The organism is Brevibacillus choshinensis (assembly GCF_016811915.1).
Taxonomy (GTDB): domain Bacteria; phylum Bacillota; class Bacilli; order Brevibacillales; family Brevibacillaceae; genus Brevibacillus; species Brevibacillus choshinensis_A.
This window is the reverse complement of record NZ_CP069127.1, coordinates 5,372,975-5,398,508: the sequence shown is the minus strand read 5'-3', so window position 1 is coordinate 5,398,508 and position 25,534 is coordinate 5,372,975. Positions and strand designations below refer to the sequence as shown.

The following is a 25,534-nucleotide window of genomic DNA, read 5'->3' as shown; positions in this document are numbered from 1 at the left end:
AAGAAATTGCGGGAGGGACGGCTGTTTTCGTACTAGCCCTTTGGAGGGAATAAGCATGTCACTCTTAAACAGTCTCTTGATGGTAGCTCCGATATTGCAGAAAGCGTTCCTGTTTGATTGCATGGTAGGCGTCACGGACAGGGAGAAGTTTTTGGCCTACCATCCGGCCTCGGATTTGAACCTGGGCATCAAGGTGGGGGATCCGCTTCGCGCGGGCAGCATCAATGCGACGGCCATTGCTGAAAATCGGAGGGTAGTCCGAAAGATCGGCAAGGAGGTATACGGCATTCCTTATATCGCGGTGGGCTATCCTATCGTGGAACATGGACAAGTAGTCGGGTGTCTGGCAACAGGTGTGACGACCGACCAGGAAGACCGCCTGCGTGCACTTGCAGAAAATGTGACCGATGCGCTCGAAAACATCGCGAGCCATACGGAGAGTCTGGCGAAAGAAGCGAACGAACTGGCTTTGGCCAGTCATACCTTATCGGAGACGGCAGTTCAGATGGAATTGAAAATCACCGAGACCTCGCAAATCAACCAATTGATTCGGGACATTTCCACCCGTTCCAATGTGCTGGGGTTAAATGCGGTGTTGGAAGCAGCGCGTGCAGGAACGGCTGGAAGGGGCTTTTCTGTCGTGGCTGAGGAGATTCGGAGACTTTCCCAGTCGACTTCGGCGTCAGCCAAGGGCATCTTTCGCATCCTTGACGAAATGAACGGGCTGGTAGGGACCGTTTCGGGCGAATTGGAGAAGACGATGAATCACAGTCTGCAGCAGTCGACGCGGCTTCAGGAGCTGGATGTCGTCATGCAGCAGCTGCGCCAGATGGCGGAGCAATTGAAGGAAGCCGCGGGATCTACGGGCAGGATGGAATAAATCGGTGAGGTTGAAAACGCTTCCACCTATTGCGATATCGTATGACGTTATGTTATTATAACGTTACAAAAACGTATTATAATAAAATGCGATAAACAAGTTCTATATAAAAGGAGGTCGTTCTCCATGCAAACATCGATGGAACGTTCAGATTTGACAGAAGATGCAAAATTGGAAGCGTTTTTAGCGCGTATCGACCGCGGGGATAAAATCGAAGCGGATGATTGGATGCCTGACGATTACCGCAACCAGCTGATCAAGCTGATTTCGATGCACGGCATCAGCGAGATCATGGGCGCGCTTCCGGAAAAGGAATGGGTGCCGAAAGCGCCGACACTGCGCCGCAAGCTGGCGATCATGGCAAAGGTACAGGATGAGATGGGTCACGGCCAGCTGCTCTTGCGGGTCGCTGAGGACCTGATGGCACCGCTGGGCAAAACCCGTGAGGACATCATGCAAGACTTGTTCACAGGACGCTTGAAATTTCACAACGTCTTTCATATGGAGGCACCGACCTGGGCGGATGCAGGTGTCATCGGCTGGCTGGTAGACGGCGCTGCGATCATCACCCAAACGATGTCGCTGGATTCATCCTATGCGCCTTATGCACGCGCCCTGCACCGGATCTGTGCGGAAGAGAAATTCCATGCGCAGCACGGCGAGAGCATCGTCCTGGAGCTGGCGGAAGGAACACCACAGCAGCGTCAAATGCTGCAGGAAGCGATCACTCGCTGGTGGCCATCGCTTTTGATGTTCTTCGGACCGCCTGAGAATGGCAACATCACGAGCAACCAGGCTTCGAACATGCGCTACAAGATTCGTACGCAAACCAATGAAGAGCTGCGGCAAATCTTCCTGAAGAAATACCTCCCGCGGATTTTCCACCTCGGGTTCACCGTTCCGGATGACACGATCCACTTCGATGAGGCACAGGATATGTGGGTGTACCAGCAGCCGGACTGGGAAGAGTTCAAAGGGATTGTCAAAGGCAAGGGCCCACGTTCCGCCCATCGCCTGCAGCTGCGTGAAATGTCCTATGAAGAAACCAAATGGGTGCGCGACGCGATCCTGTCGTACGGCCGCCAAGTAGGGTAGGTGAATGACATGAGCAACCAAACAAAGAGCGAGAACTTTTTCATCTACGAAGTGTTCAGTCAAAAGAACGTAAGCGCTCCGTTCGTCCATCAATTCAGCCTGCTTGCGCCGAATGCCGAGGTTGCCCTGACGATGGCGCGGGAAAACTTCCTGCGCCGAGAGCCTTGCTTCAACCTGTGGGTCGTGAAGCGCGATGACATCACGGGCTTGCCGCCGGAGGAGCGGCCATTCCTGGAGCGCATCGACAACAAAAGCTATCGGGAAACAAAAGGTTATGGGGATCTGCAGGGAAGATGGCGACGCCACAAAGAAGAGTACGAAGCACAGCAAAACACCGGGAGTGGCAGCTGAGAAGGAGGAAGGGACCATGGGTGAAGCACTACACGTAGAAAACGTTGAACAGGCACTGCAAAATCAGGAGTATGCGCAAGCCTTGGCTGATCTGCTCTTCCAGCTTGCGGATGACGATTTCATTCTGGCCTATCGCGGATCGGAATGGCTCGGTCTCGCACCGCATATTGAAGAAGACGTAGCGTTCTCCTCCATGTCGCAGGATATGATGGGCCACGCGGTCATGTACTACGAAATGCTCGAGGCGCTCGGACTTGGCAAAGCGGACGACATTGCACAGCTTCGGGAGTCTGCGGCGTTTCGCAATGCCATTCTCGTCGAGCGGAAAAACGGTGAGGGAGAATACAACGACAACCCGCACTATGACTGGGCTTATGCAATCGTCCGCAGCTATGTGTACGGTCTACATAAGCAAGTCCGTCTCGAGGCTCTGCAGCAGTCCTCCTACCAGCCGCTCGCGCTGATCAGCCGGAAGATGCTGACGGAGCATCGCTACCACCTGATGCACTGGCAGGTATGGCTGAAGCAGCTCGCCAACAGCACGCCAGAGGCTCGCAATCGATTGGAAGCAGCCATCGCAAAAGTATGGCAGGATGCAGGGGAGCTCAGCGATCTGGGACTTAACGCGGACAACATCGCCCGCTTTGGCTTGATTGCGGGAGAAGATCTGCTCCGCCAGAAATGGCTCAATCATACAAAAAAAATCTTTCAAAACGCAGGCTTAAGCTGGCCGGGTGAGCCAGGCACAGCTGCAATACGCGGTCGCGCAGGTGAGCACACTCCTGAACTGGAGCAAGCATTGGCGACTCTTTCTGAAGTGTATCGCATCGATCCGGCAGCAGGCTGGTAAGGAAACGACTAACGAGCACAAACATGGGGGGGATCTGCATGACGCGCGAGAATGTGGATGGGCTTAGCGAGCAAGAAGCGGCATGCTGGGAACTGCTGCAAGATGTGAAAGATCCGGAGATCCCGGTGATCAGCATGGTGGAAATGGGCATGATTCACAAAGTTCGGGTTGAATCAGGGGTCGCCCACGTGGAAGTGCTTCCTACCTTTGTAGGCTGTCCTGCACTGGAAATCATGAAGAAAAACATCACGGAAAAGCTGGTGGAAGGGGAAGGGATCGACGAAGTGCAAGTCCGCTTCGTCTACGATCCACAATGGACCTCGGACCGCATCGCCGTGGAAGCGCGGGATAAGCTGCGCAGCTTCGGGATTGCGCCGCCGCCGCTTGGACATAAGCCGGGGGATGAGTGGGAAGTGGCTTGCCCTTACTGCAATTCTCCTTATACGCAGCTGGAAAACCTGTTTGGACCTGCCGCCTGTCGCAGCATTTTGTACTGCAGGCACTGCAAGAATCCGTTTGAAGCTCTAAAACCGATCTATTGAGAGAATGAGAGGAGCGAGTGTCATGGGAGAGATCAAGCAAATGTATATCAATGGGGAATGGGTATCGGCTGAGAGCGGGGAAACGATTCAGATTATCAACCCTGCAACCGGGGAAACCGTCGGATCCGCCGCTTTCGGGGATGACCGCGAAGCGAAAAAAGCAATCGACGCTGCACATGAAGCATTCGGCAGCTGGTCTCGCCTGACCGCACGTGAACGCTCCAAGTACTTGTACACGCTGTCCGAGCTGGTGAAAAACAGCCGCGACGAGTTGGCTGGCATCATTTCCGCCGAGATGGGAAAACCGATCGGGGAAGCCAAAGGGGAAGTGTTGGGTGCTGCTGACAACTTCGTCTGGTACGCGGAAGAGGCCAAGCGCGTCTACGGGGAAACCATCCCATCCTCCGTGGCGAACAAACGGATCATGGTCCTGCGTCAGCCCGTTGGTGTCGTAGGTGCGATCACGCCATGGAACTTCCCGGTCAACATGGTGGCGCGCAAAATCGCTCCTGCGCTGGCGGCAGGCTGCACAGTGGTGCTGAAGCCGGCAGAGAGCACGCCGCTCTCCGCGATTCGTCTCTTTGAACTGATCGAACAGGCTGGTTTCCCGAAAGGAGTCGTAAACCTCGTAGTCGGGATGCCAGAAGAAATCGGAAAAGAATTCGTAGAGAATCCAAAGCTGAGCAAAATCGGCTTTACCGGGTCCACTCGCGTGGGCAAGCTGCTCATGGAAGGCGCAGCGAAGCAAGTCAAGCGCGTCAGCATGGAGCTTGGCGGCCACGCGCCGTTCATCGTTTTCCAGGATGCTGATCTGGACGCGGCGGTAAAAGGACTGTTTGAAAGTAAGTTCCGCAACTCCGGTCAGATGTGCATTTGCACCAACCGTTTGTACGTGCACGAGGAAGTAGCGGATGCATTCACGGAAAAGCTGGTAGAGAGACTGAAAAAGGCAAAAGTAGGGGATGGGCGCCAAAAAGAAACGGAGATCGGTCCGCTCGTCAATGAGCGTGCGCTGAACAAGGTTCTGGAGCACATCGAAGACGCAAAAGGCAAAGGCGGCAAAGTGGTGCACGGCGGAGTGCGCATGACGGAAGGCGATTACGCCAAAGGCTTCTACTGCGAGCCGACTGTCATCACAGATGTGACAGACGAAATGAAGATCGCCTATGAAGAAACGTTTGGTCCAGTTGTGCCAATTGTACGCTTCACGGACGAAGCAGAAGTAGTCAAACAAGCCAACAATACTCGCTACGGTCTGGCAGCCTATGTCTTCACCCGTGACAACCAGCGCTGCTTCCGCATGGCTGAGCAGCTGGAATACGGCATCGTCGGCATCAACGACGGCTCGCCAACCCAGACCCAAGCGCCATTCGGCGGTTTCAAGGAAAGCGGAATCGGACGCGAAGGCGGTCACTTTGGAATGGATGAGTATCTGGAAACGAAGTTCGTTTCGTTTGGATTGTAATAAGAGGTAGTTTCTTCTTGAGGGAGAAGCGTCAAAGGACAACGCAATGTCCATTGACGCTTCTTTTTTTATTTCGGACAGTTCGATTTCCACCTTTGCACCCATGAAGATACAACATAAACCCTCTATTCAGGTGGCGCAGGGAGTGGCAGCCAGGTAGATGGACTCTATGGCACAGGTACCTATGAGTGCGGTCGAAAGGTAGTAGAGTTCAAGAGGTTAAACTGTCAACACTTTGTTCATTTTTGACCGGGAAAGAACGTTGGTTCAACGGTATAATGGAGAATGTATAGAGGGCACCCTTTCTAGTATGAAGGGAGGATATTCATGGATAGTCACAACCACCTGCAAGGCGTGTCATCAGGCGCAGGGGGCGCATCATTTTCCGACTTGTGGAGTCCGGATGTAATGCTGTTGACCTTGCTCTTTGCTATTGCCTATTTTTTGATGACAGGTCCGTTTCACCAGAGGTTCGACCGTGCAACGCCGGCGACCACCAAACAAAAAATCTTGTTTGTCTTTGCGTTGATCTTGTTTTATGCAGCACAAGGGAGTCCCATCAGTTATTACGGCCATCATTACCTGTTTAGTCTTCACATGCTGCAACAGTCGATTTTGTACTTTGCCTTGCCACCGCTCGTACTCTTGGCAGTACCTGAGTGGCTCTGGGCTCGGATCTTCCAACCGAAATGGCTGAAAACCCTGTTGCGGATTATGACGCAGCCGTTGGTGGCGGCCCTGCTGTTCAATACACTGTTCTCGTTCTACCATATTCCATTCATCTTTGATGCAGCTGCTCTCAACCATGAATGGATGTCCGTCTATCATGTCGTATTGCTGCTCACTGCGTTTTCCATGTGGTGGCCGATTGTGAGTCCGCTCTCGGACAATCAAAAACAGCTGGCGGGATTAAAGAAGCTCGCGTACATCTTTGCCAATGGCGTATTGATCACACCTGCGTGTGCGCTGATCATCTTTGCCGAGAATCCGCTGTATGCCACTTACATGCAGGCGCCTCAGCTTTTTGAGAGCTTGAACACCTTCAGTGACCAACGGCTGGGCGGTATCATCATGAAGCTTGTTCAGGAGCTTGTGTACGGCTCGGTGCTTGCCTATGTCTTCTATAACTGGTATAAACAGGAGAAGCAGGACGATTTGCCAATGGATCAGCAGCCTGCGCCCATTTTGATGAAGACGCCTGCCACAGAAGAAGGCGGCGTGTAAAAAGAGAAAGAAAACGTGAATGAGGTGTAGGAAATGTCCATTTTGTTGCCTACGATCAGCACTTCGTTTATCGTCATTAGCGGCATCTTGGTCGCGTTTGGCTGGTATGCGATTGCAAAGCGACAAATAGAAAAACATATGAAAATCATGAAGTGGGCCGCCATTTGTGCGACGATCTTCTTCGTTACTTACGTATCACGCACTGCTTTCGTAGGGAATACGCATTTCGGCGGGCCCGATAGTCTCAAACCGATCTATCAGACGTTCCTGATCTTCCATATCGTATTGGCGACCGTAGGCGGAGTGATGGGGCTGATTACTCTTCGGTTCGCATACAAGAAAGAATTTGCCAAGCATAGAAAGATTGGTCCGTGGACGTCGATTGTCTGGTTCGTTACGGCCATTACAGGCGCAACCGTGTACACGCTTTTGTATCTGATTTACCCTGGTGGGGAGACGGCGGGTGTCCTCGACGTCATCTTTGGATGGTAATGGAAAGCCCTCTTTGAAGTTGACTTGCTTCGCGAATATTGCCTACAATGAAAGATAGTTTGTCAATTGCGAATTCGGATGTTCAGATAGATTCAGACAGGAGGTACAAAATGTGGACCAGCAAGTAACAATGCAGGAATCGCTCGATGCCGATACTGCCTTGCAGGCACAACCGGTAGAACAGGCAACCTGGCGCGACTACGTACAACTGACGAAGCCTGGTATTACCATGTCCAACCTGATGACGACATTTGCGGCTTTATGGTTGGCATCTTACGGTTTTCCAGACTGGAAATTAGCTATCCTCACCATGCTTGGCACCGCTTTGGTGATCATGTCGGGTGCGGCGTTGAACAACTTTTATGATCGTGAACTGGATATGAAAATGAAGCGCACCAAAAACCGCGCAGTAGCGACAGGGCGTATTTCCCCTCGTAACGCTTTGCTCGTAGGGATTGGGCTGCTTTTGGCTGGATTGGCCGTTCTCGCTGTCTTTGCGAACCCGCTGGCAGCTGTATGGGGATTGATCGGTCACATTTTCTACGTGTTGATCTACACGCCACTGAAGCGTGTGACGACACTCAATACCGTTATTGGCGGTATTTCCGGTGCTGCTCCGCCCGTCATTGGCTGGGTAGCCGTCACGAATAACATGGATCCGGCAGCATGGCTGTTGTTCCTGATTCTGTTCCTGTGGCAGCCGCCGCACTTCTTGGCGCTGGCTATGCTGAAAACGGAAGAGTACCGAGCAGGGAATTTGCCAATGCTACCAGTAGTCAAAGGCTTCGCAGAAACAAAGCGCCAAATGGTGCTTTGGGGTTCTGTATTATTCCCGGCGTCCCTCTTGCTCTTTATTCACGGCAGCGTAGGCTACGTCTACCTGATCGTGATGGGGATCATGGGTCTCGTGTACATGGTGCTGTTGTTCCAAGGCTTCCGTGCCAAGGACGACCTCGCATGGGCACGCAAGCTTTTCGGCTATTCCATTCTTTATCTGACCGTCTTCTGTGCGTCTGTCGTCATCAGCACAATGGTGTACCATTATTGACACGAAACACTCACTAAATGTTCACGGAACATCCCTTGCTTAGCAGGGGATGTTTCATTATCGTAAGAGGGGACACGACGCATGGGGTCTAGGATAAAGGACCTCTATCCTCACAGGAAACAGGGTGTATTCACTATGGAAAAATGGCTGAAACCTCTCGCCGTTATCGCTACTCTCGTCATGTTTATCGTTATGGTTGCCGGGTCGCTTGTGACCAAAACGGATTCCGGTCTGGGATGCGGAAATGACTGGCCGCTTTGCAATGGCAAATGGGTCCCGGAGTATACCTTGGCTTCGATCATTGAATATACGCATCGCTTGATTACAGGTATCGCCGGCATCATTGTGATTCTTTTCTCCGTGCTGTGCTGGCGCTATTATCGAGGCAACAAGGAAGTTCGCAATTTGGCTCTGTTCGGTTTTTTCTTTATCGTACTGGAGTCGATTCTCGGAGCATCGGCCGTCATCTGGCCGCAATCCTCGGCCGTTCTCGCTCTTCACTTCGGCTTCTCCTTGCTGGCATTTACCGGAGTGTTTCTGCTGACGGGATTCGTCCTTCAGAGGGACAGAATGGAGGGCATGGTGCAGTCGACTGCATCGAAAGGCTTCCGCAACTGGATCTGGGGCGTGTCCGTTTACGCGTATGGCGTCGTATACCTGGGTGCATACGTGCGGCACACGGGTTCCAGCATGGCTTGCACGGATTGGCCGCTGTGCCAGGGACGGCTGATTCCGGAGCTGTCCGGTCAAGTAGGCATCCAGTTTGTGCACAGACTCGGCGCCATGCTGCTCTTGATCTTGCTCTTGCTGAATCTGATCTACGCGGTCAAGCACTTCAAAGAAACGCGCCGTGATTTGTACGGAGCCAGCATCATCGCTTTTGCGCTGGTTGTCCTGCAGGTTTTCAGCGGCGGCTTCGTGGTCTTGTTCCAGCTGCATCTGTACGCGACACTCCTGCACTCGATGATCATTACGATCTTGTTTGGAGTCATCTGCTACATGTGCCTGCAGTCGGTGAAATCCCCTCGATTAGACAAGTCGAGAAAATAACGCGCAAAAAGCCGCTTGCCCCGAGAAAGGGTAGGCGGCTTTTCTGTTTCTTCACTTGCCCAGATACTCACTGCGAATGATACGGACGTTTTCTTTGTGCGATTCCTGCGTGGTCGGAGAGAAGAAGGCATGCTCAACTTCGATGCTCGCGATTGCAGCCTCGTCTTCCGCGAGGACGGCCTGCGTCAATCGCTCCAGGTGATCCAAGGCCACCAAAGCCCGTCGCTTCATCTCCGGCTGACTGTCCGTGGTCAGGCCATGACCGGGAACGAGCAGCTTGATCTGATGGTCGTCGATGATTTGCAGGGATTGCTGGATGGTCTGCTTGTAGCTTTTTGCGCTGTCATAAATGAACGGAAGCTCAAAATCAGAGAGATAGTCGCCTGCTACGAAAAGGCCGATCGAGTCGACAACGGTAAACAACCCGTCTGCGGAGTGACCAGGGGCAAGGTAAAAGTGCAGGGTAGACGAGCCGAGTTTCAGCTGCTGTCCATCTTCCGTCACCACGACATCCAGCTCGGGAAACTCGATTGGATAATTTCTCGTACAATAATAGGTGGCATCGAAATCGTGAATCAGATGGAGCTTGTACTCCTTTTTGGGATGGTTTTGAAGGCCGATGCTTCCGATCGTTTTGGCATCAGGAAAGGCGCGGTAGCCGATGATGTGGTCAAAATCACCATGGGTAAACAACAGATAGAGCTCTTTGTTCCCCCGAATGGACTGGACGTGCTCCTGAATCTCACGGATTTCATGGGGAAGCCAGTTGGGGTCCACGATGATGAGAAGTTCGTCCAGCGAAATGACAGTGGATGTGGTTTGAAACAATGCGCTTTGAAAAACGGTGACGCGTTCATTGGCGTACTGGATCATGCGTGTGCTCCTTTCCGGGATAGGATGCAATGGAAGCGATAGTAAGTAGACGCTGGAATACGCCAAAAGTTACCCGCCAAGTGGAGTAAATTTCAACCGCGCTTGCCTCTGTCTTTTGTTACAATGAAAAGCAAACACATGATCGTGATGAGAGGATGATGGGCATGCGCATATTACATACGGCCGACTGGCATTTTGGGCGCCAGCTGGAAGGTCGGGATCGCCGGATCGAGCAAGCGGCATTCGTGGACGAGCTGTGCCGGATTGCGGACGAGAAAAGCGTCGATCTGGTGCTGATCGCAGGCGACGTATACGATTCCGTCAACCCGCCTGCATGGGCAGAGGAGCTGTTTTACGAAGCCTTGGAGCGACTTTCTTCCGAAGGCACGCGCGGGGTAATTGTAATCGCAGGAAACCACGACCAGCCGGAGCGGGTCAGGGCAGCAGCGCCACTTGCCACCAAGCATGGCATTGTATTGCTGGGGCTTCCAAAGGAATCTCCGCTTACACCTGAGGAGACTTCGGAGGATCGGGTGCGGATCGTCGCTGGAGGGCCATCCTGGCTGGAGCTGTCTGTTCCGGGCTGCGAGCACCATGCTGTCGTGCTGGCGCTGCCGTATCCATCCGAATCCCGTTTGAAGGAGCTGCTTTCCGAGAGCTTCTCACAGGAACATATGCAGCTGGCTTTTTCTGAGCGGATCGCTGCGCTTTTTGAGGAGCTGTCCGTCCATTTCCGCGACGATACGGTCAATCTCGTGACGAGCCATCTGTTTGTCATGGGCGGACTTGAGACGGATTCGGAGCGGCCGATTCAGATTGGCGGGGCCATGACCGTTTCTCCGCTCGCGTTCCCAGAGAAGGCCGACTATGTGGCGCTCGGACATCTGCACCGGCTGCAAAAGCTGAGGGACAAGCCGTTGGTTCGCTATAGCGGCTCCCCTTTATCGTACAGCTTTTCCGAGGCCGGGCAGAGCAAGGCCGTGGTGCTGGTCGATGTGGTGCCGGGCGCGGAGGTCAAGGAAGAGATCATTTATTTGACGAGCGGTCGTCCATTGGCCCGCTGGAAGGCGACGGAAGGGATCGAGCAGGTGGAGCGCTGGCTTTCGGAGGGCAGAGACGCAGGGGCGTGGATCGATCTGGAGCTGCATGTGTCTGACGTGATCGACCCGGCAGAATTTCAGCGTTTGCGAAAATTGAGTGATGATTTCCTCAAGATTCAGCGTGTAGTCGTGCGGGATGACCAAGAGAAGGATGAGCGTGACGAGCGTGTGGAGCTGGCAGAGCTGACACCGGATCAGCTGTTCCGCCGCTTTTACGAGAGAAAGCGGGGAGCCCAGCCGGATGATCGCTTGGTTGCGATGTTTGAGCGCTTGCTTGCGGAAACCGGGGGAGAGGAGGAAGCGCAGTGAGACCGATCAGATTAAAGCTGTCTGGAATGCACAGCTACCGCGAATTGCAGGAAGTCGATTTCGAAATGCTTTGCCAGGCCGGACTGTTCGGGATATTCGGTCCCACGGGAAGCGGAAAGTCCACCATTTTGGACGCGATTACGCTTGCGCTCTACGGTCAAGTGGTTCGCCTCGGGGGAGGCAACCATCCCAAGGAAGTGCTCAATCAGCTGGAACAGCGGGTTTTTGTTTCTTTCACGTTTGAGCTGGGGAAAGGTGACGATCGCAAGCAATACACGGTAGAGCGTGAATTCGGTCTGGATAAAAAGGGGAACAAACGTCAGCCGGAGGTTCGCCTCATTCAATCGGGAGCATTGACGGGAGAGCCGGATGTGGTGCTGGAGTCCAAGGCGACGATGGCTACCGCAGCGATCGAGTCACTGATTGGGCTGACCTTGCAAGATTTTACTCGTGCGGTGGTACTGCCGCAAGGGCAATTTTCCCGGTTCCTGACGCTCAAAGGAAGCGAACGCAATGAAATGCTGCAAAGGATGTTCCGCTTACATATATACGGCGAGAAACTGAGTGAGCGCGTTCGACATGCATTGGAGCAGGCAAAGGAGCAAATGCATCGCTTGCAGCTGGAGGCTGCGGCTCTGGGAGATGCCGGATACGAAGCGCTTGCGGCGGCAAGGCAGACGTGGGCCGAGGCGGCGCAGAAGGAACAGGAATACGTCCAGCAAAAGCTGGAGCTGTCAGGCAAGCTCAAGACGATGGAGCAGCTGTACCAGTGGCAGCAGGAGCTCGCTCGCGTCCGGGAGCAGCTGCAGGACTACACTGCCCGTCAGCCTGAAATCGAGTTGTGGAAAACGCGCATTCGCGGCTGGGAGTCAAGCGTACGACTGTGGCCGCTTGTGCAGCAGTGGGAGCGATTGGAGCAGGAGTGGCTGGCAACAGGTCAGGCGGTCGAGCGCAGCCGTGAGGAGCAGGAGAGCGCCCGCGTCATGGTGGAGGCTGCTGAGCTGGAATATCGGAGTGCCCAGTCGGTGCTGCTGTCCCAGGAGCCGGATTTGGCGCTGCAAAAAGGCAGGCTGGCCCAAGCGGAGGAATGGGAGGCGGAGCTGGCCCAGATCCGCGAAGAGTGGACGAGTCTGGAGCGTGAACGCAGCGAAATAGCAGCTGCCCTGACCCAAACGGAAGAACAGCTGGCACGGGATGAAGAAGCGCTGCAAGTCTGGGAGCAGGAGTGGAAGCGACTCGACGAGCAGATGAAACAGGCTGCCGTCACTCCCGAGTGGCGTGATCAGGTATCCGCTGCCAGGGAAGCCAAGCAGCAGTGGGAGCGAGAGCGTGCAAAGCGCCAGGAGCTCGCGGATGAAGTGACAGCGGCAGAGCAGCAGCTGCAAGAAGCCGCAAAACAGGCGCAGCAGCAGCGAGTGGCGTGGGAGGCGAGTGCGCAGCGACTGGAAACGGCCAAGCAGCAGCTGGCAGCCCCGGATGCTCAGCCGGTTCTCACCGATAGCGAGTGGGAGCATGCCCGGACGGTATTGAATGACATGAAGCAGATCGGGCGCCAGTGGCGGGAGCTTTTGCAGCAAAAAGCGGACTGGCAGGAAAAGTGGGAGCGATTTGGCGGAGAGCAAAAGCAGGCAGAATCACGCTGGAAAGACTTGCAAGCGGAGAGCGACGCCAAAGAGTCGGTGGCTGCCGAGCAGCAGACGCTGTTCAATGAGCTGCGCGAGACGTTGGATCGCTGGCAGCAGGAAAATATGGCCCGCTATTTGCGCGAACGGCTGGTGGACGGCGAGGAGTGCCCGGTATGCGGCGCCACACACCACAAGAGCGGGGATGTGCAGCACCCAGGACAGGAGGAAGTGCGTTCGGAGGGGGACGAGCTCCGCTCCCGCAGCAAGGCGGCGGAGGAAGCCCTGCGCGAGGCAGAGCGTCAGGCACGCTTGGCGAAGGAAGCGTTGCTCACCGCCAAAGGGGAGCAATCCTCTTTGGAAGAACGTCTGACTGCGCTGAAACAAGAGCGGGAATCTCTGCTGGCACGCCTGGATGCACTCAAAAAAGAGTGCAGCGGATACGGGGAAACTTGGGCGGTTGATTCGTTTGATGAGCTGTTGGGTATCTACCAGCGCGAAGAAAAAGAGCTCGCGGCAAAACAGGCCGAGCGGGAGCGTCAAAGAGAGCAGCGGGAAAAGCTGGCGCAGCAAATCGAGGTGCTTCGCGAGGAAGAAGCGGGACAAAAGCGCCTTTTGGAGCGCAGTACCTTGATCATGGAGCAATTGGACCAATCCATTGCGGAAGGGAAAAAACGTCTGCAGCTGGCCGAAGAGAAGCTCCAGCGTGCTGCGGAAGAGCTGGATGCCAAACGCAAAGACATGCTCATCGACGAAATCGACGGAAGCTACGAAGAAATCGGCAGACGAGATCGCCAAATGGCTGGATTGCAAAGCATCCGAGCAGAAAAAGAGCAGCTGCGCGGGACCCTTATGGCACAATGTGACACTGCAAAGGCACGTCGCAGCGAATGGAAGCTGCGGGAGAGCGCTGTCGGAGAAAAGCTCAGCGACCGCAAACGGATGTGGGAGCAAAAGCACGTGCAGTGGCTGGAACGAACGGGTGGACAGCCTGCCCGCGAGCGGCTGCAGCAGGTTGAGGAAGCATTGGCAAGCCTGCGCCAGGCGGTGGCTGATGCAGAAGAGAAGCGAACGCAATCAGCTGCTGTCCGAGAGTCCGTTCAGAACAATCTGGTCAAGCATACGGAGGCTTTTGCTGTCCTGACACGTCAACGCTCAGAAGCGCATGAAGCCCTGCAGCACGCTTTACTAGAGAGCGGTATGGAGAATGTGGAGCAGGTGCGCCAGCTGTATGCCGAGCTTGGTCAGCTGCAGGAAGCCGTCCAGTTGGTTGAAGCCTATGACAAAGCGCGCGACCAGCTACGCTATGACGAGGAACGACTGGTGCAGTCGCTGGATGGACGCTCGATTACAGCCGAAGAGTTCATGCTGGCGCGGCAAGAGTGGGAGGCCTGGGAGCAAAACTTCCAGGAGGTGCAAAAGCAGGTCGCGGTAGCCAAGGAGCAAGTAGACCGGATGGAGGGCAACCACGAGAAATGGCTTGCGCTGCAAAAAGAGCTGGAAGAACAGCAGGATGAGCAAAGCCGTCTCGAGGAGCTGAAAAAGCTGTTCGAAGCCAAGGCATTCGTCCAATTCATCGCCGAAGAAAAATTGGCCTCCATCGCGCGGGATGCTTCGTATCATCTGAAAAAGATGACCGCCAACCGCTACGCACTGGAAATCGGTGACGAGGGCGAATTCGTTCTGCGGGATGAGGCAGCAGGCGGAATGCGTCGTCCTGTCAGTACCTTGTCTGGCGGGGAAACATTCCTGACTTCCTTGTCACTGGCACTTGCCCTGTCCATGGAGATTCAAATGCGCGGGGGACGCCTGGAGTTCTTCTTCCTCGATGAAGGATTTGGGACGCTTGACCCCGAGCTGCTGGAGGTGGTCATGGACGCACTGGAACGACTGCGGATGGACGACTTCACGATCGGGGTCATCAGCCACGTACCGGAAATCCGCGTGCGGATGCCGCGCAGGCTGGTGGTCACTCCGGCTGAGCCGATGGGAGCGGGAAGCAAGCTTCATCTGGAAATGGAATAGCGAGGAGAGAGAAATATGGCCGTTCAATTTGTGCTGGGACGAGCAGGGACGGGGAAAACGACAGCGATTCACCAGCAGATGCACGAGCGCCTGAAAGTCGATCCGTTGGGGACACCGATGATTCTGCTCGTTCCGGAGCAAGCCAGCTTTCAAGAGGAATACGCCTTGGCGACATTGCCGGGACTGAACGGGGTAATCGGCACGCAGGTGCTCAGCTTCGGCAGGCTGGGTCATCGCTTGCTGCAGGAGCTGGGAGACTTGACGCTGATTCCCGTCGATGATTTGGGAAAGCACATGGTGCTGCGCATGCTGCTGGAGCGCCATAAGGAAGAGCTGCAAATGTTCACGCGCTCTGCCATGCAGCCCGGCTTTGCTTCCCAGCTGGGACGCCTGATCAGCGAATTCAAATCGTACGGAGTGACACTGGCCCACTCGGAAAATCTGGAGTGGGGCAGTGCAAACCTGAATCAGAAGATCAATGATTTGCGGCTGATCATGGCCGCCTACGAAGAGTATTTGTCCGAAGGTTATTGCGATGCTGACGACATCCTGAACCGTGTGGCTGTGATGGTTCCAGACTCTGCGTATATCAAGCGCTCGGAAATTTTCATCGACGGCTTTACCGGGTTTACGAACCAGGAGCTGCGCCTGATCGAGCAATTGATGATTCATGCCCGGAAAGTGACGATTGCCCTCACACTCGACCCGGCGGAACGACATGCCTCGGTCGATGAATTGGGGCTGTTCCACCCGACCTTGGGTACGTATCAGGCGCTGGAGCTGATGGCCAGGGAGTCAGGTGTCCGAATCGAGCCGCCGCTGCTGTTGAATGATTCGATCCGCTTTGCAAACAGTCCTTGGCTCGGTCAAATGGAGCAGACCTATTTTCAGTGGGGCGATCCGGGAGCCGCACCGAAGCCGCTGCGGATGGGAGAGGTGTCCCTGCTGACGGCTGCCAACAGGCGCGCGGAGGTGGAGGCCGTCGCGCTTCACATCGTAAAGCTCGCACGCGAAGAGGGGTACCGCTGGAAGGACATGGCGATTTTGCTTAGGGAAATCGGGACGTACGCGGATGAGATCAGCACGATCTTTACGGACTACGGCATTCCGCATTTCCTCGATCAAAAGCGCACCGTCCTGCATCACCCATTGGTGGAGCTTGTACGTTCGGCGCTCGAGGTGATTGTGACCAAGTGGCGTTACGATGCGGTGTTCCGCTGCCTGAAGACAGATTTGTTCGCCGTAGACATTCTGGACGATGCGATGACGCGAAGAGAAGTCGATCAACTGGAGAACTACGTGCTGGCACACGGTGTCTATGGATCGCAGTGGGCAGACGATTCGGCCTGGCATTTTCGGGGTGCAGCAGGAGCCGAAGAGGATGCGGCCGTCGATTCTTTGCGCCGCAAATACGGAGCGCCACTGCTTGCCTTTGAAAAAGAGATGAAGCAGGCGACAGGAAAGAATGTCAGAGCCATGACTGCTGCTTTGTACAATCTGCTCCTCTCTCTGGACGTGCCCAGCAAGCTGGAGCGTTGGCAGCGAATGGCGGAAGAGGCGGGAGATTTGGATGCAGCACAGGTGCATGGCCAGCTGTGGACGGGCCTCATCGAGCTGATGGATCAAGTCGTAGAGGTCATGGGAGAAGAAACGATGGATCTGGCGACGTACGCTCGGATTCTGGATACAGGCCTTGAGACGATCGAGCTCGGGCTCGTCCCTCCGGCGTTGGATCAGGTGCTGATCGGTTCGATGGAGCGTTCGCGTCAGCCTGACGTCAAGGCTTTGTTCGTACTCGGGGTAAACGAAGGCGTCATCCCGCTGCGCCCCAAAGAAGACGGCATTCTGGACGAAGCAGAGCGCGAGCGTCTCGCGGAAATGGGTGTGGAGCTTGCTCCAAGCGCAAAGCAGCGCCTGATGGCGGAGCCGTATTTGCTGTATCAGGCGATGACGAGGCCGTCGGAGCGCTTGATGCTGAGCTGCGCTTTGGCGGACCATGAAGGGGCTGCTTTGCTCCCATCCTCCGTTTTTTCGCGGGTGAAGGAAGTGCTGCCGGATATCCCGCATCAGTTTTTCCATAACGAGCCGACGGGTGAACCAGAGACCGATGCCTTTTTGCTGGGGCATCCGAGGCGTGTGTTCAGCCATCTGCTGACGCTCTTGCGGGCGATGAAAAAAACAGGAGAGCTGCCGGTTTTCTGGTGGGAAGCATACGACTGGTTCATCCGTTCCTCCACGGATGCGGCGCGGGAGAAGTGGCTGTTGTCCGGACTGCGCTACACCAACTTGCCGTCTGAGCTGGGATACGAAACGAGCCTCGGTTTGTATGGGAAGCAGCTGAAGATGAGCGTATCCAGACTGGAGCGCTTTCAGTCCTGTCCGTTTTCTCACTTTTCGTCCCATGGCCTCAGACTGGCCGAGCGCACGTTGTACAAGCTCGAGCGTTTTGATGTGGGCGAGCTTTTCCACGCGTCCATGAAGCGGGCTGTGGAAAAGATGAACGAGGAACATCTCGAGTGGGGCAAGCTGACGGAGGCAAACAGCATGCAGCTCGCGAGCGATGTCGTCGAAGAACTCGTTCCCGCGACGCGGAGCAGCATTTTGACACGGACGGCGCGCTATCGCTATCTGTCCGGCAAGCTGAAGCGGGCAGTCGGCAGGGCCATCTACGTCCTCGGGGAGCACGCCAAGCGAAGTCGTTTTGCTCCGGTTGGCCTGGAGGTTTCCTTTGGACCGAGCGGCGATCTGCCAGGACTGGCCCTCCAGCTGGAAAATGGCGTGGACCTGCAATTGATCGGGCGGATTGACAGGGTGGACCAATCTCTTGATGAGGATGTGCCTTATCTGCGCGTGATCGACTACAAATCAAGTCCCAAGCAGCTTCAGCTTTCCGATGTCTGGAACGGCCTAAATCTGCAGCTGTTGGTTTACCTCGATGTCGTGGTTGCCAATGCAGAAGAATGGCTGGGAAAACAGGCTGAGATGGGCGGGGTCTTCTATTACCAGGTGGCTGACCCGTTCGTGACGGCAAAGCGGCTCCTGTCCTCGGATGAGGCAGCACGAGAGAGGGCCAAGCGCCTGCGGATGAAAGGGCTAATGCTCGCTGATCCGGAGCTGGCGCGGATGATGGATGCACAGGTCGAGCAAGGCGCATCCGAGTTGGTTCCTTTTGAGCTGAAAAAAGACGGCACGCTTTCGTCGCGTTCATCTGTAGCTACTGCCGAGCAGTTTCACGCGCTGACGACGTATGTGCGCGATACGGTGAAAGAAATCAGCACGCGGATGACCAACGGGGCCATTCACATCGATCCGTATTCAAACGGTACGATGACTGCATGCGACTATTGCTCCTACAAGCCGGTATGCCAATTTGACGGTGAGACAGGCGGCAATCAGCACCGTCAATTGACGAAGTGGAACAATAAGCAAATCTGGAGCATGCTTGAACAGCAGCTGACAGGAGAGGAGGGGATGCTAAGTGACGACGCAACAGATCATGCAGGCCAAGCCTGAGCAATGGACGGATGAACAGTGGCAGGCGATTACCCAGCGCGGCAGCAATCTGCTCGTGGCGGCCGCTGCCGGTTCGGGGAAGACATCTGTTCTTGTAGAGCGGATCATTCGACGAATCATGGATGAGACAGAACCGATCGGCGTCGATCAGCTCCTCGTCGTGACCTTTACCAATGCGGCTGCGGCAGAAATGCGGCACCGGATCGGCGATGCTCTGCGCAAGGCGCTGAAGGAAGAGCCGCATTCTGCTCATCTGCGCAGGCAGCTTGCCTTGCTCCAGCGTGCGACGATTACGACGCTGCATTCGTTTTGCTTGGGGATATTGCGGCAGTACTACTATCTGATTGAGCTTGATCCCGATTTTCGCATCGCCGACCAGCTGGAAGGCGAGCTGCTTCGGCAGGACGTCCTCGAGGAACAGCTCGAGAGCTGGTACGAAGACGACTCTGACTTCCATGCGCTTGCCGATATCATGCTGGACGGTCAGGACGATCAAATTCTGGCGTCCCTGATCTTGAAGCTGTATGAGTTTTCCCGCAGTCATCCCGAGCCGGAGTACTGGCTGCAGGAAGCGGCAGACATGTTTGCTGCGGCAGGTCGTGAAGGGCTCGACGGACTTGCGTGGGCACGCAGCATCCTCCGCTCGCTTGAATTGGAGCTGGCGGGGATGGAAGGCAAACTGCGCCGTGCCATCAATCTCGCGTCTTCACCGGAGGGTCCTGCAGCTTACTTGCCCCTGCTCGAAGCGGAGGCGGATGCGCTCAAGCGAGCAAGCTACGCCTGCCGAAAGGGGTGGGATGCTGCCACGCTGGCGGTAAGCCTCGTCTCGTTTGCAAAACTGCCCCCTGTCAAAGGGACGGATGCGGGAATCAAGGAGCAAGTGCAAGACTTGCGCAACGGCGTGAAAAAGACATTGGGCGAGCTTTCCGAGCAGTATTTCTCCATGTCTGCCGATCAGTACGTGTCTGACCTTCGCGCATTGGGGCCATACATGAATACCCTCTCCCGACTGGTAACGGCGTTTGCGGAGGCGTTCCAAAAGGAGAAGAGGTCCCGCTCCATCGTCGACTTTGGCGACCTGGAGCACCTCGCCCTGCGTGTTTTGACGGAGAAGCGGGAGGACGGTGCGATGATGCCGTCGGAGGTCTCCCTGCAGCTGCGGGAGCAATTTGCAGAGGTGCTGGTCGATGAGTATCAGGATATCAATTTGGTGCAGGAAACACTGCTGCGGATGGTGTCACGCGATGTAGCGATCAACGGAGTGGCGAACCGCTTTATGGTAGGGGACGTGAAGCAGAGTATTTACCGTTTCCGTCTGGCGGAGCCAAAGCTGTTCCTGGAGAAGTACCTCACCTACCAGAAGGAAGGGGAGGGCGGTGATTGGGATGAGGGCGTGGAGCCGCCAGGACTGCGCATTGATCTGGCTGCCAATTTCCGCAGCAGACGGGAAGTGGTGGACGCCGTCAACTTCCTGTTTCGCCAAATCATGTCACCGGGCGTAGGGGAGATCGATTACGACCCGTCAGCCGAGCTGATTCACCGGGCTTCCTATCCTGATGCGGAGGAAGGAAGGCTGCAGGCCGAAGTCCATCTGATCGACAGGAAGGGAAGCAAAACCGACGGAGAAGCCGCGACGGTGACAGATGGAAATGACGAGGCGGAGGGGGCCGGTATCCCTGACGGCAACGCTGAAAATGCGGAAGAAGCCAGTGTCGCCCAGCTGGAGGCGCGTCTGATCGCCAAACGCATTCGCAGCTGGATGGAGCCTGGAGAGGGAGAGGCTCCGCTGCTCGTCTTTGACAAGAAAGCAGGAGGTCTTCGCCCGCTGGCTTACCGCGACATCGTCATTTTGCTGCGAGCTACCTCCGGCTGGGGAGAAACCATGCAGGAGGAGCTGCGCGAGGCGGGTATCCCGGTGTACGCGGAGCAAACGGCCGGCTATTTCAGTGCAACCGAAGTGGAGACGATGCTCTCCCTGCTGCGTGTGATCGACAATCCGCTGCAGGATATTCCGCTGGCTGCCGTTCTTCGCTCTCCTATCGTTGGTTTGAGAGAAGAGAATCTGGCACAGATTCGCATCCAGTACGCGTCCGGCCCGTTTCATCAGGCGGTCGTACAGTTTGCGGAAGAGCAGCCCGCAGGAGAGGGCTGGGAGCGAAGGCTGCGCTACTTCTTCTCCCGTCTGCGCGAGTGGCGGACGCAGGCTAGGCGCGGTGCTCTGTCCGAGCTGCTGTCTGTGCTGTACCGAGAGACAGGCTATCTGGACTATGTGGCGGCACTGGAGAATGGCCAGCAGCGCCAGGCTAACCTGCGCGCGCTGTACGATCGGGCACGGCAGTATGAAGCGGGCTCTTATCGTGGACTGTTCCGTTTTCTCCGATTCGTCGATCGCCTCCAGGAAGCGGGCAATGATCTGGGCGAAGCGCGGACGATGGGGGAAAACGAAGATGTCGTTCGCATCATGACAATCCATAAGAGTAAAGGGCTGGAGTTCCCGGTCGTGTTTGTGGCGGGAATGGGCAAGCAGTTCAATACGATGGATCTCAAAAGCCAATTTTTGCTGCACAAAGACTTGGGATTCGGTCCGATGGCATTCGATCCGGCGCTTCAGCTGCGCTACCCCAGCCTCGCTGCCCTGGGCATACGCCAGCAGCTTCGCCGGGACATGCTCGCCGAGGAAATGCGGGTTCTTTACGTAGCGTTGACGCGCGCACGCGAGAAGCTGATCATGGTCGGCTCTGCCAAGGATTTGGCAAAGAGCGTCACTGATTGGGGAAGACAAGGGGACAAGGAGCGCCTGAGTGACGAAGATTTGATTCAGGCAAAGGGCTACTTGGATTGGGTCGGCAGAGCGCTGCTGCGTCATCCGGCAGCGGGATTACTCAGAGCTTATCCGCAGGAGTGCGGGGCAGGAGAGACGGTCCATGTGAGATCCATCCCGGACGATTCGCTGTGGTCCTTCCACTTCCATCAGGCGGAAGAGCTGCGGGAACAAACCAACGCTGATACGGACGATGCATCTTTATGGGAACGCATGAGCCGGCGGGAAGAAATCAGCGAGCGACCGAAGGATGACGAACAGCGCGAGAAAATCGAGAGCATATTGGGATGGAGAGATCCCCATCCGGCAGCTTCGCGCGTCCCTGCCAAGTGGAGTGTCAGTGAGCTGAAGCGGCAGGCTCGTACGGGTAAGGGTGGCACGACGGTTGTTCTGCCTTCCATTACGGAAAAGCCGAAGTTTTTGACAGAGCAGAAGCCAAGCAAATTGACTGGGGCCGAAAAAGGGACCATCACTCACTTGCTGATGCAGCATCTCGACCTGAACCGGCCACTCGACGAGGCTGACATTCGTGAGCAACTGGCGAATTTGGCTGCACGCCGCTTTTTGACTGAGGAACAGCTCGGAGCGGTGGATGCAGGTCAGATCGCTCGATTCTTCGCAGATCCATTGGGCTTGAAAATGAAGCAGGCAAAAGTGGTGCATCGCGAGCTGCCATTTACCATGGCGATACCGGCACATGAAGTGGAGCCTGAGCTTGGAGAGGACTCGAGTGAGCAGGTGATTGTTCAGGGCGTGATTGACTGCCTGCTGGAGGATCATGATGGACGCTTGACCCTGATTGATTTCAAAACGGACTGGATGGGCAAAGAGCCTTCCCCTGCCGTCATCGAAGAGATCACGAAGCGCTACGAAGGGCAAATCAAGCTATACGTTCGGGCGATCCAGCAAATCCTCAAGACGGACCAGGAAATCGATCGTTATCTGTATTTGCTCGCAGGCGGTGCAGCCGTTCGTTTGTAAAGGAAATAAAGAAAATAACGAAACGCTGGTCCGTAATGGGATCAGCGTTTTTTGCTGGTGCTTTCCAGTGATGCATAAATTCCCCTGTAACAGCTCAAACTTCAACTGTTTTTCTATCACTGGAAAAATAGAAAGACGGGCCGCCATTGGAGGGAGTCATGATGTCATTACGTCAGCAATTACTGCGAAAAAAGGCAATAGAAGAGCTGCTTAGGCAATCAGAGAGCAAGTCGGGCTCCCTGAAAAAGTCCTTGAGCGCGTTTGATTTGACCATGCTCGGGATCGGAGCCATCGTTGGAACAGGCATTTTTGTTTTGACCGGTGTGGCGGCCGCTGTCCACGCGGGTCCAGCACTGGTGCTTTCCTTCGTCCTGTCCGGACTGGCGTGCGTCTTTGCAGCCCTGTGCTATGCAGAATTTGCATCGACTGTCCCTGTTTCCGGCAGCGCCTATACGTACAGCTATGCTGCGTTTGGGGAGCTGGTCGCCTGGATGATCGGGTGGGACTTGATCTTGGAATACGGGGTCGCGGCAGCAGCCGTGGCGAGCGGATGGTCGGGTTACGCCCAAGGACTGTTGGAAGGGTTCGGCATTACGCTGCCCGTCGCCCTCACCAGCGCATTCGACGCCTCCAAAGGAACGATTATTGATATGCCGGCGGTCGTCATTATTTTTGTCATTACCTTGCTCTTGATGAAAGGAACGCGCGAATCCGCCCGTTTGAATACCGTCATGGTGTTCATCAAACTGATCGTCGTTCTTTTGTTTCTCGCTGTCGGAATCGGCTACGTCAAGCCTGAGAATTGGAGCCCTTTCATGCCATTTGGATTTGCAGGGGTAGCGACAGGGGCAGCGACTGTGTTCTTCGCTTTCATCGGGTTCGATGCGGTATCGACAGCAGCAGAAGAGGTTCGCAATCCCCAGCGTGATATGCCGATCGGAATTATCGCTTCCCTCTTGATCTGTACGGTTCTCTACATTGCAGTCTCCCTGACCCTGACGGGAATCGTTCCCTATGAAATGCTGAACGTCAAAAATCCAGTGGCGTTTGCACTGTCCTACGTCAAGCAGGATTGGGTGGCGGGATTTATTTCACTGGGAGCGATCGTGGGGATTACAACCGTGCTGTTGGTCATGATGTATGGCCAGGCTCGGTTGTTTTTTGCCATTAGCCGCGATGGCTTGCTGCCCCCCATCTTTTCACAGGTGCACAAAGAAACGCAGGTTCCGCGCAAAAGCACCTTGATCGTAGGGATATTGGTGGCCATTTTCAGTGGTCTCTTGCCTTTGAGCAAACTGGCGGAGCTGACCAACATCGGGACGCTGTTTGCCTTTATTCTCGTGTCCATCGGTGTCGTCGTCCTGCGCAATACGAATCCAGGGCTGCAACGGGCTTTTCGTGTACCCCTCGTGCCCCTGGTGCCGATCCTTGCCGTGGTGTTCTGCGGGTATCTGGTCTACAGCCTGCCATTGGTAACCAAGCTTGGATTTATCGGCTGGCTCATAGTCGGGACCTTCGTCTATTTTCTTTATGGGCGTAGGCACAGTCATTTGCAGAAGGAAAGCTCCCGCGGGCGTTAATCCATCGAACCGACATGTCGTTTGGCTGACATGTCTTTCTTCACATCTGACAAAAAGATCCAATTCGTGGTAGAGTGAAATGGAGAAAGCTTGCTTGCCGAGCTTTGGACGAAGCTTACATACCTTCCAAGGAAGAGGCTAACGATGAGGAGAACGGGCCATGAAGCGAAAACGTGCAGACCGTCCTGGCTGGAGGCGAGTCAAACGGCTGGGCTATCAGGAAAAATGGGTAGAAGCGTTGTCTTTTACCGGCTATGCCGTTCGCTTGACGTTGGACGAGGTCAGTGATCCGGCGTATATGCCGGTCGGTGGAAAGATGCTTTGCGTGGGTGACCGCGGGTATGTCTATTTGCAATATTTTCCTCATGGGAAACCATATGCGGTGACCAAAATGCTGGACGAACTGGGGAATACGGTACAGTGGTACATCGACATTTGCAAAGGCCACGGGAAGGATGAAAACGGTCATCTTTGGTACGACGACCTTTATCTGGACATCGTCGTCTTGCCCGATGACCGTGTGTACCTGCTGGATCAGGATGAACTGGATGAGGCCATGCAAAAGGGAATGATCAGTGCAGAAGAACACCGCTTCGCCTGTGAGGTTGCCGATCGTCTCATGACTGAAATTTTGGCTGGCAAGCGGGATGCTTTTGACTTTCCAAACTTCTTTGCGTAAAATAATGGAGAGTTTTGGAATGGATGAAAAAGGGAGGGCAGGCTATGCAAAAAACAGCGTCGGTTGGCCTGTCTCATTCCTTTGACCTGAAGAACGAGAGCGATTTTGGCTTTCGTTCTTTTTTTGTACAGACAAGGATACAGCATGAGTGCAGCAAAGCGAGGCTTTTGCCCGTTGGGTACAATGCTTGGCGGCCCCAAGCGAACCCGTACACTTTTAAAATGGGAGAGGAGTGGCAGCATGCGCTACAAGCGAGTCTTGGTCAAATTGAGTGGGGGAGCCGTCGCGGGTGACAACGGCTTTGGCTTTAGTCCGGAGCAGCTGGAAAACATCGCCGGTGAAATCCTGGCGCTTTTGAATCAAGGTGTCGAAGTCGCCATCGTCATCGGCGGGGGCAACATTTTCCGCGGGAGCATGGCAGACCTGTGGGGAATCGAACGGGTGGAGGCGGATAATATCGGGACATTGGCAACGGTCATCAACAGCTTGATGCTGCGTGGCGTGCTCAAAGCAAGAGTCAACCGGGAAGTTCGCGTCATGACTGCTGTTCCGATCAATGCCGTAGCGGAGCCGTACATCCGACTACGGGCCGTGCATCACCTGGAAAAGGGCTACGTGGTCATATTTGCAGGGGGGAACGGGCAGCCCTACGTGACGACTGACTATCCTGCCGTCCAACGCGCACTCGAGGTAGAGGTAGACGCGCTTCTGGTTGCCAAGCATGGGGTAGATGGCGTCTTCACTGCCGATCCTCGAAAGGATGCATCCGCCAAGCAGTACACGGCGCTTTCCTTCGACGAGGTGATACGGAAAGATTTGAAGGTGATGGACCAGTCTGCGATGATCCTGGCCCGCGATCACGGGCTGCCGCTGCACGTATTCAACTTCGACCAGCCAGGTGCGATGATCCGAATTTGTCAGGGAGAGCAGGTCGGAACCTATATTACCCGCGATGTGGAGGCTGTTCTGAAATAAAGGGAAGAGAAAAAGCCTGCAAGGAAGGACCGACGGAGACTGCCGCACGTAGCGTGGCA

Annotated in this window: 18 protein-coding genes; 17 read left to right on the top strand and 1 reads right to left on the bottom strand. The window is 55.2% G+C overall.

Annotated elements, in window-relative coordinates; all coding sequences use genetic code 11:
- Positions 1–55 precede the first annotated feature (55 nt).
- The 10 genes from JNE38_RS27035 (at position 56) to JNE38_RS26990 (ending at position 8,997) form a co-directional block, all read left to right on the top strand.
- Positions 56–880, top strand: coding sequence for a methyl-accepting chemotaxis protein (locus JNE38_RS27035; RefSeq protein ID WP_203354142.1), 825 nt, complete (start codon positions 56–58; stop codon positions 878–880).
- A 126-nt stretch (positions 881–1,006) separates the two neighbouring features.
- Positions 1,007–1,975, top strand: a complete 969-nt coding sequence (gene paaA / locus JNE38_RS27030) for a 1,2-phenylacetyl-CoA epoxidase subunit PaaA (RefSeq protein ID WP_203354141.1) — start codon at positions 1,007–1,009, stop codon at positions 1,973–1,975.
- 9 nt (positions 1,976–1,984) lie between these two features.
- Positions 1,985–2,326 carry a 1,2-phenylacetyl-CoA epoxidase subunit PaaB gene (gene paaB / locus JNE38_RS27025; protein ID WP_203354140.1) on the top strand — a complete coding sequence of 114 codons (342 nt, stop codon included), beginning with the start codon at positions 1,985–1,987 and terminating at the stop codon, positions 2,324–2,326.
- Between the two features lie 16 nt (positions 2,327–2,342).
- Positions 2,343–3,176 (top strand): 1,2-phenylacetyl-CoA epoxidase subunit PaaC, encoded by an 834-nt coding sequence (gene paaC / locus JNE38_RS27020; RefSeq protein ID WP_203354139.1) that lies wholly within the window; start codon positions 2,343–2,345, stop codon positions 3,174–3,176.
- Between the two features lie 38 nt (positions 3,177–3,214).
- Positions 3,215–3,718: a 1,2-phenylacetyl-CoA epoxidase subunit PaaD gene (gene paaD / locus JNE38_RS27015; protein ID WP_203354138.1), complete on the top strand. Its 504-nt coding sequence runs from the start codon at positions 3,215–3,217 to the stop codon at positions 3,716–3,718.
- Between the two features lie 22 nt (positions 3,719–3,740).
- Positions 3,741–5,183 carry an NAD-dependent succinate-semialdehyde dehydrogenase gene (locus JNE38_RS27010; protein ID WP_203354137.1) on the top strand — a complete coding sequence of 481 codons (1,443 nt, stop codon included), beginning with the start codon at positions 3,741–3,743 and terminating at the stop codon, positions 5,181–5,183.
- Between the two features lie 327 nt (positions 5,184–5,510).
- On the top strand, positions 5,511–6,407 hold the full coding sequence (locus JNE38_RS27005; protein ID WP_203354136.1) for a cytochrome c oxidase assembly protein: 897 nt from the start codon (positions 5,511–5,513) through the stop codon (positions 6,405–6,407).
- Between the two features lie 33 nt (positions 6,408–6,440).
- Positions 6,441–6,899: a DUF420 domain-containing protein gene (locus tag JNE38_RS27000; protein ID WP_203354135.1), complete on the top strand. Its 459-nt coding sequence runs from the start codon at positions 6,441–6,443 to the stop codon at positions 6,897–6,899.
- A gap of 112 nt (positions 6,900–7,011) precedes the next feature.
- Positions 7,012–7,947 carry a heme o synthase gene (gene cyoE / locus JNE38_RS26995; RefSeq protein ID WP_203354134.1) on the top strand — a complete coding sequence of 312 codons (936 nt, stop codon included), beginning with the start codon at positions 7,012–7,014 and terminating at the stop codon, positions 7,945–7,947.
- A 135-nt stretch (positions 7,948–8,082) separates the two neighbouring features.
- Positions 8,083–8,997, top strand: a complete 915-nt coding sequence (locus tag JNE38_RS26990; protein WP_203354133.1) for a COX15/CtaA family protein — start codon at positions 8,083–8,085, stop codon at positions 8,995–8,997.
- Positions 8,998–9,048: 51 nt separating this feature from the next.
- Here the strand turns inward: JNE38_RS26990 and JNE38_RS26985 are convergent, their stop codons facing one another.
- Positions 9,049–9,870, bottom strand: coding sequence for an MBL fold metallo-hydrolase (locus JNE38_RS26985; protein WP_203354132.1), 822 nt, complete (start codon positions 9,868–9,870; stop codon positions 9,049–9,051).
- A 164-nt stretch (positions 9,871–10,034) separates the two neighbouring features.
- Between JNE38_RS26985 and JNE38_RS26980 the strand changes: the two genes are divergently transcribed.
- The 7 genes from JNE38_RS26980 (at position 10,035) to pyrH (ending at position 25,475) form a co-directional block, all read left to right on the top strand.
- Positions 10,035–11,279 carry an exonuclease SbcCD subunit D gene (locus JNE38_RS26980; protein ID WP_203354131.1) on the top strand — a complete coding sequence of 415 codons (1,245 nt, stop codon included), beginning with the start codon at positions 10,035–10,037 and terminating at the stop codon, positions 11,277–11,279.
- Positions 11,276–14,926 carry an AAA family ATPase gene (locus tag JNE38_RS26975; protein WP_203354130.1) on the top strand — a complete coding sequence of 1,217 codons (3,651 nt, stop codon included), beginning with the start codon at positions 11,276–11,278 and terminating at the stop codon, positions 14,924–14,926. The genes JNE38_RS26980 and JNE38_RS26975 overlap by 4 nt, the downstream gene beginning before the upstream one ends.
- 15 nt (positions 14,927–14,941) lie before the next feature.
- Positions 14,942–18,439 carry a helicase-exonuclease AddAB subunit AddB gene (gene addB / locus JNE38_RS26970; RefSeq protein WP_203354129.1) on the top strand — a complete coding sequence of 1,166 codons (3,498 nt, stop codon included), beginning with the start codon at positions 14,942–14,944 and terminating at the stop codon, positions 18,437–18,439.
- Positions 18,423–22,241: a helicase-exonuclease AddAB subunit AddA gene (gene addA / locus JNE38_RS26965; RefSeq protein WP_203357765.1), complete on the top strand. Its 3,819-nt coding sequence runs from the start codon at positions 18,423–18,425 to the stop codon at positions 22,239–22,241. Before addB ends, addA begins: the two co-directional genes overlap by 17 nt.
- A 161-nt stretch (positions 22,242–22,402) precedes the next feature.
- Positions 22,403–23,821: a branched-chain amino acid transporter BcaP gene (locus tag JNE38_RS26960; protein ID WP_203357764.1), complete on the top strand. Its 1,419-nt coding sequence runs from the start codon at positions 22,403–22,405 to the stop codon at positions 23,819–23,821.
- A 160-nt stretch (positions 23,822–23,981) separates the two neighbouring features.
- The gene (locus JNE38_RS26955; RefSeq protein WP_203354128.1) at positions 23,982–24,500 is read left to right on the top strand and encodes a ribonuclease FAU-1 family protein; all 519 of its coding nucleotides are present in this window, start codon (positions 23,982–23,984) and stop codon (positions 24,498–24,500) included.
- A 240-nt stretch (positions 24,501–24,740) separates the two neighbouring features.
- Positions 24,741–25,475: a UMP kinase gene (gene pyrH, locus JNE38_RS26950; RefSeq protein WP_203354127.1), complete on the top strand. Its 735-nt coding sequence runs from the start codon at positions 24,741–24,743 to the stop codon at positions 25,473–25,475.
- Positions 25,476–25,534 lie beyond the last annotated feature (59 nt).

Coding starts and splice junctions, on each gene's coding strand:
- JNE38_RS27010 (WP_203354137.1), top strand. CDS start 3,741: ATGGGAGAGATCAAGCAAATGTATATCAATGGGGAATGGGTATCGGCT.
- paaB (WP_203354140.1), top strand. CDS start 1,985: ATGAGCAACCAAACAAAGAGCGAGAACTTTTTCATCTACGAAGTGTTC.
- JNE38_RS27035 (WP_203354142.1), top strand. CDS start 56: ATGTCACTCTTAAACAGTCTCTTGATGGTAGCTCCGATATTGCAGAAA.
- paaA (WP_203354141.1), top strand. CDS start 1,007: ATGCAAACATCGATGGAACGTTCAGATTTGACAGAAGATGCAAAATTG.
- addB (WP_203354129.1), top strand. CDS start 14,942: ATGGCCGTTCAATTTGTGCTGGGACGAGCAGGGACGGGGAAAACGACA.
- JNE38_RS27005 (WP_203354136.1), top strand. CDS start 5,511: ATGGATAGTCACAACCACCTGCAAGGCGTGTCATCAGGCGCAGGGGGC.
- JNE38_RS26985 (WP_203354132.1), bottom strand. CDS start 9,870: ATGATCCAGTACGCCAATGAACGCGTCACCGTTTTTCAAAGCGCATTG.
- JNE38_RS26960 (WP_203357764.1), top strand. CDS start 22,403: ATGTCATTACGTCAGCAATTACTGCGAAAAAAGGCAATAGAAGAGCTG.
- pyrH (WP_203354127.1), top strand. CDS start 24,741: ATGCGCTACAAGCGAGTCTTGGTCAAATTGAGTGGGGGAGCCGTCGCG.
- paaD (WP_203354138.1), top strand. CDS start 3,215: ATGACGCGCGAGAATGTGGATGGGCTTAGCGAGCAAGAAGCGGCATGC.
- addA (WP_203357765.1), top strand. CDS start 18,423: ATGCAGGCCAAGCCTGAGCAATGGACGGATGAACAGTGGCAGGCGATT.
- JNE38_RS26980 (WP_203354131.1), top strand. CDS start 10,035: ATGCGCATATTACATACGGCCGACTGGCATTTTGGGCGCCAGCTGGAA.
- JNE38_RS27000 (WP_203354135.1), top strand. CDS start 6,441: ATGTCCATTTTGTTGCCTACGATCAGCACTTCGTTTATCGTCATTAGC.
- JNE38_RS26955 (WP_203354128.1), top strand. CDS start 23,982: ATGAAGCGAAAACGTGCAGACCGTCCTGGCTGGAGGCGAGTCAAACGG.
- JNE38_RS26990 (WP_203354133.1), top strand. CDS start 8,083: ATGGAAAAATGGCTGAAACCTCTCGCCGTTATCGCTACTCTCGTCATG.
- paaC (WP_203354139.1), top strand. CDS start 2,343: ATGGGTGAAGCACTACACGTAGAAAACGTTGAACAGGCACTGCAAAAT.